We start from the raw sequence: 16365 nt of genomic DNA on the forward strand, positions 1-16365 counted from the left end.
CTGCTTTCGCAGGGACGACAGCGACCGTAGGTTAGCGAAGCGTAGCCCACCCACGCAGGCCTCTTCCCTTCTCCCCTTGTGGGAGAAGGTGGCGCGGACGTAGTCCGCGACGGATGAGGGGTCTGCATCCGCGGAGAGAACCCCTCACCCGGCTTCGATGCTTCAGCATCGAAGCCACCCTCTCCCACAAGGGGAGAGGGTAACAGCGAGCTTAATCCACCATCTCCGCGACGGCCTTGCCGCAGGCCGTGGTGTCTGCGTTGCCGCCGAGATCGCGGGTGCGTAGCGTGCGTTCGCCGAGCGTGCGCTCAATCGCGCCGACGATTGCGCTGGCGGCTTGCTTCTCGCCGAGATGCTCCAGCATCATCGCGCCCGACCAGATCATGCCGATCGGGTTGGCGATGCCTTGGCCTGCGATGTCAGGCGCGGAGCCGTGGACCGGCTCGAACACCGACGGGAAATTGCCTTCCGGATTGATGTTGCCTGACGGCGCGATGCCGATGGTGCCGGTGCAGGCCGGGCCGAGGTCGGAGAGGATGTCGCCGAACAGATTGGAGCCGACGACGACGTCGAACCAGTCCGGATGCAGCACGAAGTTCGCGGTCAGGATGTCGATGTGGTACTTGTCCCACTTCACACCGGGATACTTCTTGGCCATCGCCTCCACGCGCTCGTCCCAATAGGGCATGGTGATGGAGATGCCGTTCGACTTGGTCGCCGAGGTCAGGTGCTTCTTCGGACGCGACTGCGCGAGATCAAATGCGAATTTCAGGATGCGGTCGACGCCGGTGCGGGTCATCACGGTCTGCTGCGTGACGAATTCGCGGTCGGTGTCCGGGAACATGCGGCCGCCGACTGAAGAATATTCGCCCTCGGTGTTCTCGCGCACCACCCAGAAATCGATGTCGCCGGGCTTGCGGCCGGCCAGCGGCGACGGCACGCCGGGCATCAGTCGCACCGGGCGCAAATTGACATACTGGTCGAACTCGCGGCGGAACTTGATCAGCGAGCCCCACAGCGAGACGTGATCCGGGATCTTGGCCGGCCAGCCGACCGCACCGAAATAGATCGCGTCATGCTTGCCGATCTTGTCCTTCCAGTCGGCCGGCATCATCTCGCCGTGCTTCTCGTAATAGTCGTAGGAGGCGAAATCGAAATGGTCGAACTTGACGTCGACACCGTGCTTCTTTGCCGCCGCCTCGATGACGCGCAGGCCCTCCGGCATCACTTCCTTGCCGATGCCGTCGCCGGGAATGACCGCAATCCGATATTGCTTCTTGCTCATCGAGAACACCCTTGTGATTTGCCCGGCCGGCAATGCCGCCTATCCTGATGGTCCTGCAATGGACCAAACTTCGCGCGAGCGCAACGCTGCAGTGCAGTGTTGACCGCCGGGCGACCCTGCCCCACCAATTTCGCCGACATTCGTTCCTCATACCAAGCGAGACATCCCATGGATCTGCATCTGCGCGGCAAGCGTGTCCTGATTACCGGCGCCTCCAAGGGCATTGGCGCGGCCGCCGCCGAAGCCTTTGCCGAGGAAGGCGCCAATCTGCTGCTGGCCGCCCGCAACGGCGATCAGCTCAAGGCGCTCGCCGAGCGGCTGCGCTCCGCGCACCAGATCGATGCCGCGACCAGCGTCGTCGATCTGCGCAAATCCGAAGATCTCGCGCGCCTCGCCAAGGAAGCCGCCGACATCGACATCCTGGTCAACAATGCCGGCGACATCCCGGGCGGCTCGATCGACAAGATCGACGAGGCGACCTGGCGGCACGCCTGGGAGCTCAAGGTGTTCGGCTATGTCAATTTGACGCGCGCGATCTATGCCCAGATGAAGGCGCGCGGCGGCGGCGTGATCGTCAATGACATCGGCGCGGCCGGCGAGAAGTTCGACGCCAATTACATCTGCGGCAGCGCCGGCAATGCGGCGCTGATGTCGTTCACCCGCGCGCTCGGGGGAAAAAGCCTCGCCGACAACATCCGCGTCGTCGGCATCAATCCCGGCCCCGTCGGTACCGACCGCCACGTCACGCTGCTCAAGACCCGCGCCAAGAACCAGTTCGGCGACGAGAACCGCTACAAGGAGTTCCAGAAGGGCCTGCCGCTCGGCCGCCCCGCGCATGCGCGCGAGATCGGCGACCTGATGGCGTTTTTGGCTTCCGATCGCGCGGGCTACACGTCGGGCGTGATCTACACGGTCGATGGCGGGCTGACGTCGGGGTGGGGTTAGACCCTCTCCGCGTCATTGCGAGCGAAGCGAAACAATCCATCGCACCGCAAGCGGAAGCATGGATTGCTTCGTCGCTTCGCTCCTCGCAATGACGGCTTAACCGACAATCCGCTCGAACAGCTGCCGGATCAGCGTCGTGATCCGGCCCTGCGGCGCCAGCATCTGGTTCATGATCGTGAAATGATCGGCCCCCGCGATCTCCTCATAGGTCACCAGCAAGCCGTAGCGGGCGCGATGGCCGGCGAAATCGGCGGTCTGCTTGCGCAGCAGCGGCAGTTCGGCGCTGCCGACCACCAGCGACAGCGGCTTTGCCGTGCCGCCCTCCTGCATCATCGGCGAGTTGCGGCGCGACGCGGCCTCGTCGAGCCTGAGCTTCTCGTTGAGGTAGGAATGCCTGATCGGCTCCAGGTCATAGATGCCCGAGATCGCCATGCCGGCCCGGACATGGGCGTTCGACAGCGCCATCGACGTCAGATGTCCGCCGGCCGACCAGCCTGACACGACGATGCCGTCGGAAGCCGCACCGAGCGCGGGCAGTTGCCCGGCAAGAAAATCGATCCCGGCGTGAATCTCGGCGACGATGTCATCGAGCGTCGCATCCGGCGCCAGCGTGTAGCCGATCAGGGCGACATTGATGCCGTGCGCCATCGGCCCCTCGGCAAAGATCGTGAACACCTCCTTGGCGCGGGTCTGCCAATAGCCGCCGTGGATAAACAACAGTGTCGGCGCGCGTCGTCGCGCGCTTTCAGAAAATCGATCCGGTTGCGCTCACGCGGGCCGTATGTGAGGTCGAGATGTTCGGCGTGCTGCTGCCGCATCACCGCGGAGCGCTGTTCCCAGCCGGCGGCCATCTCGGCGCTGCCCTTGACGGCCACGCCGTTGTTCAGACCGAGGTCGCGCTCCTGCTGGCTCATCGCGCGCCAGTCCAGCGCGGAAAACAACGCTGCCATCCCTGCCTCTTCCGTTCTCATCGCATTGCCACGACGGCAGGAAATGTTCTACAGCACAAGGAAAGAGAAGACATAGGAGCAACGGCGCATGGCTGATCAGGGCTTGGTGAAGGAAACGGCGTGTGCCGTCGTAGAGAAGCTGAAGGCCGGCGACGTCACGCCGCTCGAATTGCTCGACGTGCTGGAAAAGCGCATCGCCGAGGTGGACGGCAAGGTCAACGCGCTGCCGACGCTCTGCTTCGACCGCGCCCGCACCCATGCCAAGGCGCTGATGCAGAAGCCGGTCGGCGAGCGCGGCCTGCTCGCGGGCCTTCCTGTTCCGATCAAGGACCTCACCGCCGTCTCCGGCGTGCTGACCACGCAGGGCTCGCCGATCTTCAAGGACAACGTCCCCGCGAAGTCGGACATCCTGGTCGAACAACTCGAACAGAGCGGCGGCGTGATCTACGCCAAGTCGAACACGCCGGAATTCGGCGCCGGGGCCAACACCTTCAACGAGGTGTTCGGTCCGACCCGCAATCCCTGGGACACGTCGCGCTCGGCCGCGGGCTCGTCCGGCGGCGCCGCGGCGGCATTGGCCAGCGGCACCGCGTGGCTCGCCCACGGCTCCGACATGGGCGGCAGCCTGCGCAACCCGGCGAGCTTCTGCGGCGTCGTCGGCCTCCGGCCATCGATCGGCCGCGTCGCGCAGACACCGAAATTCGGCGTCGACCGCACGCTCGGCCAGCAGGGACCGATGGCGCGCAATATCGAGGACCTCGCGCTGCTGCTCGACGCGATGAGCGGCGAGCATGCTGCCGATCCCTTGTCGCTGCCCGCGCTGCCGACGTCGTTCCTGTCGGCGACACGTTCCGGCAAGAAGCCGAAGCGCATCGCGTACTCGCCCGATCTCGGCATCACGCCCGTCGATCCCGAGGTCAAGGCGGTGACCCGCAAGGCCGCGGAGCGCTTCGCAGAGGCCGGCGCGATCGTCGAGGAAGCACATCCCGACTTCAGCGAGGCCCATGAATGCTTCCACGTGCTGCGCGCGTTCGATTTCGCGATCAGCAAGGCCGAGCTGCTGCGCACCAAGCGAGACCTGCTGAAGCCCGAGGTGATCTGGAACATCGAGGAAGGGCTGAAGCTCACGGTCGAGAAACTCGAGCGCGCCGAGGCACAGCGCGTCGCGATAACGCAGCGCGCGCTCGAATTCTTCGAGCGATACGATCTGCTGCTGGCGCCCGCGACCATCGTGCCGCCATTCCCGGTCGAGAACCGCTATGTCGCCGAATGCGACGGCAAGAAGTTCGACAATTACGTCGAATGGCTCGGCATCGTCTATGCGATCACGCTGGCTTGCTGCCCGGCGCTGTCGCTGCCCTGCGGCTTCACCGCGTCGGGCCTGCCGATCGGCCTGCAGATGATCGCCAAGCCGCGCGCCGAGGCGCAGCTTCTGGCCGGCGCGAAAGTGCTGGAGGATATTCTGGGCGTGCGCGGCACCACCCCGATCGATCCGCGGCCGCCGCGATAAGGCAGCCTACGCCCTGTCTTCCGTCGCCTTGAGCGCGACGGTCAGTGCGAGCTTGGTCTGCTCGACGATCTCGTCCATCAGCTCCTCGCGGCTGATTTGGGCGACCTCGCCGGTCAGCAGGCCCTGCTCGGCGAGCATCACGATGCCATGCAGCCCGGCCCAGATCTTCAGGGCCTGCCGCTCGCGCAACAGGCCGACGGCCGGCGCCTCGAACGACTCGATCAGCAGCGCCAGCGTTTCCATCGCAGCAATGTGCAGCTCGCTGCCGACGGGCGCGCAGGCCATCGTGCGCGATGCGAACATCAGCCGGTAGATGCCGTGGCGCTCGAGCCCGAAGGCGAGCGCAGCCTGCGCAAAACGCGACAGCTTCGAGCCCTTGCCCGGCTGCTCGATCGCCTCGCGCATGATCACGTTGAACTGCCGGAACGCCTCCGCGGTGACCGCCTGCAGCAGCGCCTCGCGGTCGGCGAAATGCCGGTACGGCGCCGGCTGCGAGACGCCAAGCTGCTTGGCCAGTGCCTTGATGCTGATCGCTTCCGGCCCGCCAAGCTCGACCTCCTGCAACGCGGCCTGAATCAGCGCTTCGCGAAGGTCGCCATGGTGGTAGGTTTTCAACGGCTTACGAACGATTTGTCCCATTGCGGCAATGATCGCTGAATTTTCGCTTGACGCGCAAGCCTGACGATAATGTAATATGCTATAACTTGGCGATCCGGTTAAGAGGCCGACCGCCCAAGCAAGCCAGAACTTGCATAAACTGGAATGAGGGACCCGGCGCAACCCACAATGCGCCAGAGCCGAGGGAGAGCGCTTGCATGTCCAAGCTCAGAATCCGCGTCGACCAGGACAAATGCCAGGGTCACGCCCGCTGCAAATCACTCGCCCCCGAACTGTTCGAGCTCGACGAATACGGCAATGCCCATGAAGTCGGCGACGGGACCGTCCCGGCCGGGCTCGAGGACAAGGCCTGGCTCGCGCAGACCAACTGCCCGGAAATCGCGATCGAAGTCACCGAGGAATAGCGCCGGCCAAGGGCTGGCCGCGCGCCGCCCGTTGTGCCGACCTGCGTTTGATCGAACGAGAAGGAAACGAGCCGATGTCCGATTCCCCGTCCGCCAGCTTTCTGCCCGAACATCCCCCGGTCACCGACTGGGTCCATGATTTCGACCACACCGATCCGGTCTGGACCGACGACCCGTTCCCGATCTGGGAGACGCTGCGCGCCGCCTCGCCGGTCGTGCACACCGAGCGTTTCCTCGGCTGCTACATGCCGACCACCTATCAGGCGGTGAAGGAAATCGCCTACGACACCGAGCATTTCTCCTCCCGCCGCGTCATCGTCCGCGACGTCCGCCCCGAGATCTCCGCCCGCGCGCCGCCGATCACCTCCGACCCACCGGAGCACAAGCCCGCCAAGCAGGTGCTGCTGCCGCCGTTCACGCCGGATGCGATGAAGCGGCTGGAGCCGCGGGTGCGCGCGATCTGCAACGAGCTGATCGACGAATTCATCGCCGACGGCCATTGCGACGCCGCGGCGCGCTACACCAAGCACATCCCGGTGCGCGCCATCGCGCATATGCTGGGAATTCCCGAGAAGGACGGCGACCTCTTCATCAAGTGGATCCATCAGATCCTCGAGCTCGGCATCAAGGACGAGAACGAGATGATGAGCGGCGTGCGCGAGATGACCGGCTACTTCATGGCCCATCTCGAGCAGCGCAAGCTTGCGCCGAGCGACGATCTGATCTCGCAGCTGCTGCGGGCCAAGGGCGCCGGCGGCCAGCCGCTGACCGACGAGCACGTGCTCGGCTCGCTGCGGCTGCTCCTGATCGCCGGCATCGACACCACCTGGAGCGCGATCGGCTCTTCGCTGTGGCACCTCGCCAGGACACCGGCCGATCGCGAGCGCCTGATTGCGGAGCCGGCGCTGATCCCGACCGCGATCGAGGAATTCCTGCGCGCCTATTCGCCTGTCACGATGGCACGCGAGGTGATGAAGGAGACCACGATCTCCGGCTGCCCGGTCAAGGCAGGCAACATGGTGCTGTTGTCGTTCCCCGCGGCCAACCGCGACCCCGCCATGTTCCCCGATGCGGACAAGGTGGTGATCGACCGCAAGGAGAACCGCCACGCCGCCTTCGGCCTCGGCATCCACCGCTGCGTCGGCTCCAACCTGGCGCGGATGGAGATGCAGGTGGCGATCGAGGAATGGCTGAAGCGGATTCCGGATTTCCGGCTCGACCCGGCCGGCAAGGTCACCTGGTCGGAAGGCACGGTGCGCGGCCCGCGTCAACTGCCCGTTCTGTTCGGCAAGAACGCCTGAGGAACCGGACAACAGTTACATCGCACAACCCAATGAGGTAGCTTGCCCCGGAATCGTCCAGAGAATCCGGGGAGGCCAGCCTATGTCCGATCAAACCGCTCAACCCGAGAGCGATCATCTCGACATCCACGACGTCGAGCGGCGGGTGAAGGCGATCTTCATCGGCTCGGTCGGCAATCTCGTCGAGTGGTATGATTTCTACGCCTACACCGCGTTCGCGCTGTATTTCGCGCCGGCGTTCTTCCCGCACAGCGACCCAGTGGTGCAGCAGCTCAATGCTGCGGTGCTGTTTGCCGCAACCTTCCTGATGCGCCCGCTCGGCGGCTGGCTGTTCGGCTTCATTGCCGACCGCTATGGACGGCGGCTGTCGTTGACGCTCTCGGTGGTCTGCATGTGCTTCGGCTCGCTGATCATCGCAGTGACGCCGACCTATGCCAGCATCGGCATTGCAGCCCCGGCGATCCTGGCGCTGGCCCGCGTCATCGAAGGCCTGAGCCTCGGCGGCGAATACGGCGCGAGCGCCACCTATCTCAGCGAGGTCGCCGATGCCAACCATCGCGGTTTCTACTCCAGCTTCCAGTACGTCACGCTGATCGGTGGCCAGCTGACCGCGATCATCGTGCTGTTGCTGCTGCAGAAGGTGTTCCTGACGCCGGACGAGCTGAAGGCCTGGGGCTGGCGGATTCCCTTCGTGATCGGCGCCATGCTCGCGATCTTCGCGGCAGTGATGCGGCGCGGCCTGCACGAGACCGAGGCATTCGAGGAGGCCAAGAAGGTCTCCAAGCCGACCGGCTCGATCGTCGGCCTCCTGAACTACCCGCGCGAATTGCTGCTGGTGGTCGGCCTCACCGCCGGCGGCACCGCGGCGTTCTATACTTTCACCACCTACATGCAGACTTTCGTGAAGCTGTCGGTCGGCCTCACCGAGGACCAGACCACCTTCGTGATCTTCGGCTCGCTGATCTTCGCGACCTTCCTGCAGCCGATCTATGGCGCATTATCCGACCGCATCGGCCGCAAGCCGCTGCTGATCTTCTTCGGCGTCGTCGGCACGCTGGCGACGGTCCCGATCCTGACCGCGCTGAAGGAGACCAAGTCGCCCTTCACCGCCTTCCTGCTGATCTGCGGCGCCTGGATCTTCGTCGCCGGCTACACCTCGATCAATGCGATCGTGAAGGCCGAGCTGTTTCCGACCAATGTCCGCGCGCTCGGCGTCGGCCTGCCCTACGCCATCACCGTGTCGATCTTCGGCGGCACCGCGCCCGCGGTCGCGCTCTATTTCAAGAGCATCGGGCACGAGGACTGGTTCTACTATTACCTCAGCGGCATGATTTTCCTGTCGCTCTTGATCTACTCGACCATGCGCGACACCAAGCACGACTCCGCGATGCACCGCCACGAGTGATGGCCTGATGCGATGACCGACGACCAGGAGCCGCCCGAGAGCAAACTGACGCGCAGCAAGCAGCGCTGGGCGCGTGAAGGCAAATTCCTGACCGGCCGGGTCACGAGGCCGGAGGAGCAGCGGCTGCCGCCGGGCCAGCACCTGACGGCGGACTGGCCGGTGCTCGATCTGGGGCTGATGCCGAACGTCACGCGCGAACGCTGGCGGCTCGACGTCTACGGTGCGGTCGAACAGACGATCTACTGGAGCTGGCCGCAATTCATGGCGCAGCCGCAGACACAGTTCGTCTCGGACATTCACTGCGTCACGACCTGGTCGCGCTATGACAACCAGTGGGAGGGGCTTGCCACACGCGACCTGCTCGCCGCCTGCCAGCCGCGCGAGGATGCGCGGTTCGTCGTGCTGCATTCGTATGACGGCTATACGACCAACCTGCCGCTCGAGGATTTTGCCGCCGAAGACGCGCTGCTCGCCCATAGCTGGTCCGGCACGCCGCTCGAGCAGGAGCATGGCGGCCCGGTGCGGCTGGTGGTGCCGCATCTGTATTTCTGGAAGAGCGCAAAATGGCTGCAGCGCATCGAGTTCGTGACAGAAGATGCGCCGGGCTTCTGGGAGGTGCGCGGTTATCACAATCGCGGTGATCCCTGGGCCGAACAGCGCTATTCTGGCGACTGACAAACCAACGAGATGATGGAGCCTGCCCGTGCCGCATGAACGCTTTCAATTCACCGGTGTCGGCGGCCATCAGCTTGCCGCCGCACTTGATACGCCCGACGGCCCGATCAAGGCCTATGCGCTGTTCGCGCACTGCTTCACCTGCGGCAAGGACGTGCTGGCGGCCAAGCGCATCGCGGTCGCGCTCGCGGCCAAGGGCATCGCCACGCTGCGCTTCGACTTCACCGGCCTCGGCTCCAGCGACGGCGATTTCGCCAACTCGACCTTCTCGTCGAACGTCGCCGATCTCGTGCGCGCCGCCGACCATCTGCGCGAGACGCGCAAGGCGCCGGCGATATTGATCGGCCACAGCCTCGGCGGCGCCGCGATCCTCGCTGCCGCGGGCCAGATTGCCGAGGCGAAGGCGGTGGTCACCATCGCCGCGCCCTCCGATCCCGTTCACGTCACGCATTTCTTCAGGGACCGGATCGAGGACATCCGCGCGCAGGGGGAAGGCGAAGTGTCGCTCGCCGCCGGCCGTTCCGCATCAAGCGCGAATTCCTCGACGACGTCGCCGAGCAGAATCTGATGGCGCAGGTCAAGCAGCTGCACAAGGCGCTGCTGGTCATGCACTCGCCGACCGACGACACCGTCGGCATCGACAACGCCACCAACATCTTCATCGCGGCCAAGCACCCGAAGAGCTTCGTGTCGCTCGCGGGCGCCGATCATCTCCTGAGCGGCAAGCAGGATGCCGCCTATGTCGCCGACGTGATCGGCGCCTGGGCCGAGCGTTATGTCGATCTCACGCCGCAGCCCGCGGCTGATACCGGCAGCGCGCCTCGTAACGTCGTGGTGCAGGAGACCCGCAACGGCAAATTCCAGCAGATCGTCACCACGGGTCCGCACCGGTTGATCGCCGACGAACCGGTCAGCGTTGGCGGCGATGACACCGGCCCCGGGCCGTATGATTTCCTGCTCACCGGACTCGGCGCCTGCACCTCGATGACGATGCGGATGTACGCCGACCGCAAGTCGCTGCCGGTCGACCGCATCACCGTGACGCTCCAGCACAACAAGATCTATGCCAAGGATTGCGAGGAGTGCGAGACGCGCGAGGGCATGCTCGACCAGATCGACCGCGTCATCAAGATCGAGGGCGAGCTCGACGCCGACCAGCGCAAGCGGCTGATGGAGATCGCCGACAAATGCCCGGTGCACAAGACGCTGACCTCGGAGGTGCGGATCGTCACCAAGGCCGCGGAGTGAGCCTGCGGCGCAGCGAGACGGGCCGAGCCGGTGCAGCATGTCGACGGCATCCCCCGTCCCGCTTGCGGGCCATCGCAAGCGCGCGCTGACAAATATCGAAAACAACCCCATGCAAAGTAGCCGGCGGCCGCCGGCGTTCGACAAGGCCACTTGACACGTCGGGCAACTCAGCAATATTCTTCTAATATTCCGAAATCTCGCAAACGCCCCTCGCCGTCTACCCGCGCGCCGCGCGCTTGCCGGACAGGCAGTTCGCCATGACCCGGACCGCGGCGCCGATCTCGTTCTCGCGCCAGGCGGCGAAGCCGAGCAACAGGCCGTGGTCGCGCGGCCGCTGCAGCGCGAGGCTTGACAGCGCGCGCACCTCGACGCCGGCCGCCACCAGCCGCGAGACCGCATTCTGGTCCGCGGCACCATCCCTGAAACGGGCGATCAGCTGCATCCCGCCCGGCGGGACCTCGGCGGTGAGCACCGGCGCGAGGTGCCGCGTCAGCGCCGCGGCGAGATGGTCGCGGCGCGCGCGGTAGATCCGCCGCATTCGCCTGACATGCGCGAGGAAATGCCCGTCGGCCATGAAGTCGGTCAATGCCTCCTGGACGTGGACGGACGCAATCAGTCCGAGGTGACGCTGCGCGATCTCCATGGTCTGCGCCAATGATGGCGGCACCACCAGATAGCCGATGCGGATATCGGCGGTCATCGCTTTTGCAAACGTGCCGAGATAGAGCACACGTCCCTCGCGATCGAGCCCCTGCAAGGCCGGCATCGGGCGGCTGTCATAGTGAAACTCGCCGTCGTAATCGTCCTCGACGATCCAGGTCTTGCCGGGCTCGGCCGCCGCCAACAGCTCGGTACGGCGCGCAACCGGCATCACCCGTCCGGTCGGATGCTGATGCGAGGGCGTCGTGAAGATAAGCTTGGGCGCGCGCGCCTCACGCATCCGCATCATGCCCCATTGATCGAGCCTGACGCCGACGACGTCGGCGCCGGCCGCGCGAAACGCCGCCGCGGCGCCGGGATAGCCGGGATCCTCGGTCCACACCGCATCGCCGGGCGCGACGACAGTCGCGGCGATCAGCGTCAGCGCCGCCTGCGCGGTCGGCAGGATCAGGATCTGATCGGCCTCGGCGTGGACGCCGCGGCTAACCTCGAGGTAATCGCGCAAGGCTTCGCGCAGGCTCGGCCGGTTGACCACGGTCTGGTCGTTGAAGCGGCGGCGCAGCGCGCTGCGGCGCAGGCAGCGCGCCCAGATCTGGTGCGGAAACTCGCGCGCATCCGCGAGCCCGGAACGGAGCGGCCGGAAGTTCGCCTGGTAGGACAGCGGCCAATCCGTGTCGGAGAGCTGCAAGGCCCAGGGCGACAGCAACGGCCTGCGGGCGGCATCTCGGCGTGGCGCCGGCGCAGCCTTTGCGAACTTCGCCTCGATATCGTCTGACACCACCGGCCGCCGCCGCGCGGCGACGCGCAGATAGCCCTCGGCCGCGAGTTGCTCATAGGCATGCGTCACCGTGTTGCGCGAGACGTCGAGCTCCACCGAAAGCGTGCGGCTCGACGGCAGCACCGCTCCACTTCTGATCCGGCCGCTCGCCATCAGCGCGCGAAGCTGCTGGGTCAGCTGCGCGGCGAGCCCGGCATCGTCCGACCGCTTCAGCTCGAGCAATTCGGCGAGGATCAATCTGGCTCCTTCGTTCTATCCAGTCTGGCTCTTTCGATAGAGCCAGCGCGATCCTATTCACAGGCAGTGCCGCCTGCAAGGATGCCGCCGTGAATCAATCGCTATCTCCCGCCAAGGCCGCCGCCCTGTTCATCGTCGTGGTGCTGGCCTGGGGCATCAACTGGTCGGTGACGAAATCGCTCGTCGAGGCGGTGCCGCCGCTGTGGACCGCGTCGATCCGCAGCTGGGTCGCCCTGATCGCCCTGCTGGTGATCCTGCGTGCCAGCGGCAACCTGATCGTTCCGCGGATTGCCGATGTCCCGGTCGTGCTCAGCGTGGCGCTGCTGCATATGACGTTCTTTTCGACGCTGGTTGCCGCCGGCCTGCGCTATCTGCCGGCCAGCAAGGGCATCGTGCTGGGCTACACCACGCCGCTCTGGGTCGCACTCGCCGCGGGCGCCGCGCGAACCGAACGGCTCGGTGCGCTCAAGCTCGTCGGGGTCGCGTCGGGGCTCGCCGGCCTCTGCGTGATCCTCAACCCGGCGTCGCTGGACTGGAGCAACCTGCACGTCATCGCCGGCGCCGGCATGATCATTCTCGCCGCGATCTGCTGGGCCGCCAACATCATCTACATCCGCTCCCACCGCTGGATCGCGACGCCGCTGCAGCTCCTGCTGTGGCAGGTGCTGGTCGCGACGCTGGTGCTGACGACGACGGCGCTGGTCACCGAGGGCGTACCCGCCGTGACATGGTCACCGCACCTCGTGCTGCTGTTCCTCTATTCCGGCTTCATCGGCACGGCGCTGGCCTATTGGGCGATGTCGATGGTCAACAAGAGCCTGCCGGCGCTGACCACCTCGCTCGGCACGACGGGGACTCCGATCGTCGGCATCGTGACGGCGGCCTTGCTGCTCGGCGAGCCGATCGACCTGTCGCTGGCGATCGCCGCGGCGCTGATCGTCGGCGGCATCGCGCTGAGCGCGCTCGCGGATGCGCCGGCGCGAGCGTAATTAGGGCCCGCACTCATAGATTCGTCACGTCCGCTTCGGTCTCGGAAGCTGACGTCGAAACCGACGTCGCTGCATGTCGGCCTTGGGCCAATTGCGGTCTTCGGCCGCACCGAGTCTATGGTCCGATGCTCGTCTCTGTGCCATGCTGGCAACCGAATAGTGGGCGACAAGGTTGGGGCGCTACTCATGTTTGTCATCGAGGACGAAGCACACGCGGAACCGCAAGAAGGAAAATTCCGAACCAGAGAACAAGCGTTCGCCGAGCTAGAACGCAGGGCTGCGATCCCATGGAATGAGCCCCCCAATCGCGCACCTTGCACTAACTCGCTCAATTGCGGTCGCCGATACGAATTGGTCGAATATGACGACAGCGCGCCAACTTGGGAAGAATTGACGCGCACGTTGATACTCGAGATTTCCGCTGCCGGGGTTCGATGGCACTCTGCTGGAAAGACTGAGAACTCCTAGCCCGCCAAGTCCGCTATGGGTCAAAAAGCGGATGTCCGGCGCCCCGGCGGACACGTCAGCTATAGGGCCAGGAGACTTCAGCGAGTTTCGTTTTCGATCAGCTTGACCACTTCGCTGAACTCGTTGCGTGCTGCAGCGTCCCCATCAAAATAACGCTCCCAGAAGTCGCCCCGAAACGCTGCGGGCGAGAAGAGCAGCAAATTAGCCTTGAAGGTCACTACCCAGCATTTTGGGATCGTATCGGACACGGCTTCGAATTCGGACGACCGGGCTAGTATGGGCGTGTCAGCGTCATCGCTAATGACCCGAAATCTGCTTCCTGCCTGCTCGTCAACAAAGACCTCTAGAACAAGGTATTCTTTCCCGATGGTAAGCCACCCGCTGGTCCGCACGGGCTCTCCATGTGCATTCAACAGTCTAATACAGCGGACCTTCATCCCTTGAACTCCGTCAACTTAGGCGAGCCTTCATTCATAGATTTTCTCGCAATTGCCTTACAAGACCAGTGAAGTCCGTTATGGGTCATAAGCCGCCGGCAACTACCGAACTGGGCAACTTCCGATTTATGACTGGAAGCCGACGGCTATGAGTAAACGCCCTAGGCCGTCGCGAGCGGCCTGACCCGCAGCGCGCCGCGCAGGCCGGCGCCGGTGCCGACCATGATGCCGGCGATGGCGATGAAGGACGACAGCGACAGCGTCGACAATCCGGTCAGCCCTTGCCCGACCGAGCAGCCGAACGCCATCACGCCGCCCGCGCCCATCAGCGCAGCGCCGCTTGCCGAGCGCAGCATGTGCTGCGGGGAGCGGTAGCCTTCGAGCTTGAAACGTCCGGTCGCAAGCGCCGTGACCAGGCTGCCGGCGAACACGCCGAACACGGTGACGATGCCGAAATTGAGCGTCGAGCCGGTCGACAGCATGACGTATTGCAGCGCGTCGGCGATCGGCGCGATGAAGGTGAGCGACGTCACCGGCGCCGGATTGAAGTCATCTGCGCCGAGATAGCCGGTCGCGTACCAGCCGCCCGCCACCAGCAGGCCGACGATCAGGCCGGCCGCGATCTGGCCGGGCGACTTGCGGAACGGCGCATGGGCAAAGGCGAAGATAATCAGGACGGCCGCGAGCACCGAAGCCGCCACCATCCGCGCCGGCACGGCGCCGAGGCCGGTGCTTGCCAGCAGCGCCGGCGCCGAATTGGCTGATACCGTGGCCTGCGACGCCTGCACCATCGCAATCCGCAGCGGTGCGATCAGGCCCTTCAGCGTCATCTCGGCGAAGATGCCGAGCACGATCACGACCACGAAGGAGCGCAGATTGCCGCGCCCGAGCAGCACCAGCGCTCGCGAACCGCAGCCGTTCGACAGCACCATGCCGTAACCGAACAGAAGCCCGCCGAAGAACATCACCGGCGCCGAGAACGACGGTTGCAGATAGATCGACTTGCCGAGATCGACGAGGCCGGCGGCTGCCAGCAGCTGCGAGGCCGCGATCGCGACGCCCATCGCCAGCGCATAGGTGCGCGCCAGCCTGCCGTCGCCCTCCGCCCACCAGCCGCGCAGCCCGCTCATCATGCAGAAGCCGCTGAGCAGCCCGATCGAGCCATAGATCAGGCCGATGATGAGGGCGGCGAGGATGACCGTTGTGGCGGGGTCCATGGAAGAGTCCTCAGGGGTTCGTCATTGCGAGCGAAGCGAAGCAATCCATATCACCACAGCGGGAGAGAATGGATTGCTTCGTCGTTTCACTCCTCGCAATGACGGTGGATTACGGTCGCAATATCACGCGGTCGCGCGACGAGCCTGCCACGGCAACGAACGCCGCCTTGGCCCGTTCCAGCGGATAGATCGCGCTCGGCCTGATCGGAAACGGCTTCAGATGCCCGCCGGCAAAACCCGGTGCAAGCTCGCGCAGCACCTCGCCGGTCGCAACCGACGACAGCGCCAGCGTGTCGATGCCGACATAGGTGTGCTGCCCGCGATAGAATTCGAGGATGTTGAACTGGACGATGCGGTCGACCGCCGCGATCAGGATCTGGCGGCCGCGCAACGCCAGCGACTTGTGCGCGGCCTGGAAATAGGGATCGCCGACCGTGTTGTAGACGATGTCGGCGCCCTTGCCGCCGGTCAGCTCGCGCACGCGCGCCGCAACATCAGTTGTAGAGGCATCGATCACCTCGACTGCTGAATTGCTGTGGCCCTCATAGGGCTCGCTCTTGCGCACCACGCCGATCACGCGCGCACCGTGCCAGCTCGCGATCTGCACCGCGGCTTGCCCGACCTTGCCGTTGACGCCCATCACCAGCACGGTCTCGCCCGCCTTCGGAACGCCCGCGCGGCGCAGGCCTTCCATCGCGGTGACGAAGGGCACGCCGATCCCGGCGGCTTCATCCCAGGAAATGCCGGCGGGTTTCTCCACCACGGCATCGGCCTCGACCACGAGATGCGTGGCGTGGGTGCCGTCCCGCCGGATGCCGAGATCGCCGGATGAGCCGAACACCTCGCGCCCAATGAAGTCAGCGGGGCCGTCGATCACGACACCGGCGTAGTCGCGGCCCGAGGTTCGCGGGAAGACGGCATAGGGCATCAGTCCGGTCGCGGCCTTGACGTCGGACGGATTGACCGCCGCCGCCTTCACCTCGATCAGGACGTCGCTATCCCCGCGCGAAAGTGCATGGGTCTCGACAACAGGCGCGACCGCCGCTGCGTTCTCTGCCTTCGCCAGCAGGCGGACGCAACGGGCGTCGACAGGATGACGATGTGCTTGCGGGGCCGACGGCATGAGCAGTCCAGTCTCGGTCATGAAGCGCGCTGCAAACGCGCACGGATGGTGGCGGCCGGGTAGCCTCCCGCCATGACTAATCGACTGACCGATCAATTCAAGGGGCTTGTTGGGC

The 16365-nt window shown here is 65.3% G+C and carries 15 protein-coding genes and 1 pseudogene; 9 read left to right on the forward strand and 7 right to left on the reverse strand.

Annotation, left to right across the window (positions count from 1 at the left end; genetic code table 11):
* Positions 1-211: 211 nt before the first annotated feature.
* Complete coding sequence (locus tag H8A95_RS05695; RefSeq protein WP_229182280.1) at positions 212-1285, reverse strand: tartrate dehydrogenase; 1074 nt, start codon at positions 1283-1285, stop codon at positions 212-214.
* 168 nt (positions 1286-1453) lie between these two features.
* Between H8A95_RS05695 and H8A95_RS05700 the strand changes: the two genes are divergently transcribed.
* On the forward strand, positions 1454-2230 hold the full coding sequence (locus H8A95_RS05700) for an SDR family oxidoreductase (protein ID WP_229182281.1): 777 nt from the start codon (positions 1454-1456) through the stop codon (positions 2228-2230).
* Between the two features lie 96 nt (positions 2231-2326).
* Here H8A95_RS05700 and H8A95_RS05705 read toward each other — a convergent pair whose 3' ends face one another.
* On the reverse strand, positions 2327-2947 hold the full coding sequence (locus H8A95_RS05705) for an alpha/beta hydrolase (RefSeq protein WP_229182282.1): 621 nt from the start codon (positions 2945-2947) through the stop codon (positions 2327-2329).
* Positions 2948-2949: 2 nt separating this feature from the next.
* Between H8A95_RS05705 and H8A95_RS05710 the strand changes: the two genes are divergently transcribed.
* Both H8A95_RS05710 and H8A95_RS05715 read left to right on the forward strand, forming a co-directional pair.
* Complete coding sequence (locus tag H8A95_RS05710; RefSeq protein ID WP_229182283.1) at positions 2950-3276, forward strand: hypothetical protein; 327 nt, start codon at positions 2950-2952, stop codon at positions 3274-3276.
* Positions 3269-4690, forward strand: coding sequence for an amidase (locus H8A95_RS05715; RefSeq protein ID WP_229182284.1), 1422 nt, complete (start codon positions 3269-3271; stop codon positions 4688-4690). Before H8A95_RS05710 ends, H8A95_RS05715 begins: the two co-directional genes overlap by 8 nt.
* A 6-nt stretch (positions 4691-4696) precedes the next feature.
* Here H8A95_RS05715 and H8A95_RS05720 read toward each other — a convergent pair whose 3' ends face one another.
* Complete coding sequence (locus tag H8A95_RS05720; protein WP_229182285.1) at positions 4697-5329, reverse strand: TetR/AcrR family transcriptional regulator; 633 nt, start codon at positions 5327-5329, stop codon at positions 4697-4699.
* A 176-nt stretch (positions 5330-5505) separates the two neighbouring features.
* Here H8A95_RS05720 and H8A95_RS05725 point away from each other — a divergent pair, with 176 nt between their 5' ends.
* The 5 genes and pseudogenes from H8A95_RS05725 to H8A95_RS05745 all read left to right on the forward strand — a co-directional run bounded on the left by H8A95_RS05725 (position 5506) and on the right by H8A95_RS05745 (position 10341).
* Positions 5506-5712 carry a ferredoxin gene (locus H8A95_RS05725; RefSeq protein ID WP_016842874.1) on the forward strand — a complete coding sequence of 69 codons (207 nt, stop codon included), beginning with the start codon at positions 5506-5508 and terminating at the stop codon, positions 5710-5712.
* A gap of 74 nt (positions 5713-5786) precedes the next feature.
* Positions 5787-7013 carry a cytochrome P450 gene (locus tag H8A95_RS05730; RefSeq protein WP_229182286.1) on the forward strand — a complete coding sequence of 409 codons (1227 nt, stop codon included), beginning with the start codon at positions 5787-5789 and terminating at the stop codon, positions 7011-7013.
* Positions 7014-7095: 82 nt separating this feature from the next.
* Positions 7096-8418, forward strand: a complete 1323-nt coding sequence (locus H8A95_RS05735; protein WP_229182287.1) for an MFS transporter — start codon at positions 7096-7098, stop codon at positions 8416-8418.
* A gap of 12 nt (positions 8419-8430) precedes the next feature.
* Positions 8431-9093: a sulfite oxidase-like oxidoreductase gene (locus H8A95_RS05740; protein ID WP_229182288.1), complete on the forward strand. Its 663-nt coding sequence runs from the start codon at positions 8431-8433 to the stop codon at positions 9091-9093.
* 28 nt (positions 9094-9121) lie between these two features.
* A pseudogene (locus tag H8A95_RS05745) lies at positions 9122-10341 on the forward strand (bifunctional alpha/beta hydrolase/OsmC family protein).
* Between the two features lie 217 nt (positions 10342-10558).
* Here H8A95_RS05745 and pdxR read toward each other — a convergent pair.
* Complete coding sequence (pdxR, locus tag H8A95_RS05750) at positions 10559-12016, reverse strand: MocR-like pyridoxine biosynthesis transcription factor PdxR (protein WP_229182289.1); 1458 nt, start codon at positions 12014-12016, stop codon at positions 10559-10561.
* Positions 12017-12105: 89 nt separating this feature from the next.
* On the opposite strand from pdxR, the gene H8A95_RS05755 reads away from it, so the two are divergent.
* Positions 12106-13005, forward strand: a complete 900-nt coding sequence (locus H8A95_RS05755) for a DMT family transporter (RefSeq protein WP_229182290.1) — start codon at positions 12106-12108, stop codon at positions 13003-13005.
* A gap of 545 nt (positions 13006-13550) precedes the next feature.
* On the opposite strand, the gene H8A95_RS05760 is transcribed toward H8A95_RS05755, so the two are convergent.
* From H8A95_RS05760 to H8A95_RS05770, 3 genes are all read right to left on the reverse strand, one after another.
* Positions 13551-13865: a hypothetical protein gene (locus H8A95_RS05760; RefSeq protein WP_229182291.1), complete on the reverse strand. Its 315-nt coding sequence runs from the start codon at positions 13863-13865 to the stop codon at positions 13551-13553.
* 206 nt (positions 13866-14071) lie between these two features.
* Complete coding sequence (locus H8A95_RS05765) at positions 14072-15127, reverse strand: YeeE/YedE family protein (protein ID WP_229182292.1); 1056 nt, start codon at positions 15125-15127, stop codon at positions 14072-14074.
* Positions 15128-15236: 109 nt separating this feature from the next.
* Entirely contained in the window at positions 15237-16271 is a 1035-nt protein-coding gene (locus H8A95_RS05770; protein ID WP_229182293.1) for a quinone oxidoreductase family protein, read from the reverse strand.
* Positions 16272-16365 lie beyond the last annotated feature (94 nt).

This window comes from Bradyrhizobium oropedii (assembly GCF_020889685.1).
Taxonomy (GTDB): Bacteria; Pseudomonadota; Alphaproteobacteria; order Rhizobiales; family Xanthobacteraceae; genus Bradyrhizobium; species Bradyrhizobium oropedii.

What these genes read in the sequence shown, in the direction of transcription:
- H8A95_RS05720 (WP_229182285.1), bottom strand. Translation starts at nt 5,329, where the DNA reads ATGGGACAAATCGTTCGTAAGCCGTTGAAAACCTACCACCATGGCGAC.
- H8A95_RS05715 (WP_229182284.1), top strand. Translation starts at nt 3,269, where the DNA reads ATGGCTGATCAGGGCTTGGTGAAGGAAACGGCGTGTGCCGTCGTAGAG.
- H8A95_RS05740 (WP_229182288.1), top strand. Translation starts at nt 8,431, where the DNA reads ATGACCGACGACCAGGAGCCGCCCGAGAGCAAACTGACGCGCAGCAAG.
- H8A95_RS05770 (WP_229182293.1), bottom strand. Translation starts at nt 16,271, where the DNA reads ATGACCGAGACTGGACTGCTCATGCCGTCGGCCCCGCAAGCACATCGT.
- H8A95_RS05700 (WP_229182281.1), top strand. Translation starts at nt 1,454, where the DNA reads ATGGATCTGCATCTGCGCGGCAAGCGTGTCCTGATTACCGGCGCCTCC.
- H8A95_RS05730 (WP_229182286.1), top strand. Translation starts at nt 5,787, where the DNA reads ATGTCCGATTCCCCGTCCGCCAGCTTTCTGCCCGAACATCCCCCGGTC.
- H8A95_RS05765 (WP_229182292.1), bottom strand. Translation starts at nt 15,127, where the DNA reads ATGGACCCCGCCACAACGGTCATCCTCGCCGCCCTCATCATCGGCCTG.
- H8A95_RS05735 (WP_229182287.1), top strand. Translation starts at nt 7,096, where the DNA reads ATGTCCGATCAAACCGCTCAACCCGAGAGCGATCATCTCGACATCCAC.
- H8A95_RS05725 (WP_016842874.1), top strand. Translation starts at nt 5,506, where the DNA reads ATGTCCAAGCTCAGAATCCGCGTCGACCAGGACAAATGCCAGGGTCAC.
- H8A95_RS05695 (WP_229182280.1), bottom strand. Translation starts at nt 1,285, where the DNA reads ATGAGCAAGAAGCAATATCGGATTGCGGTCATTCCCGGCGACGGCATC.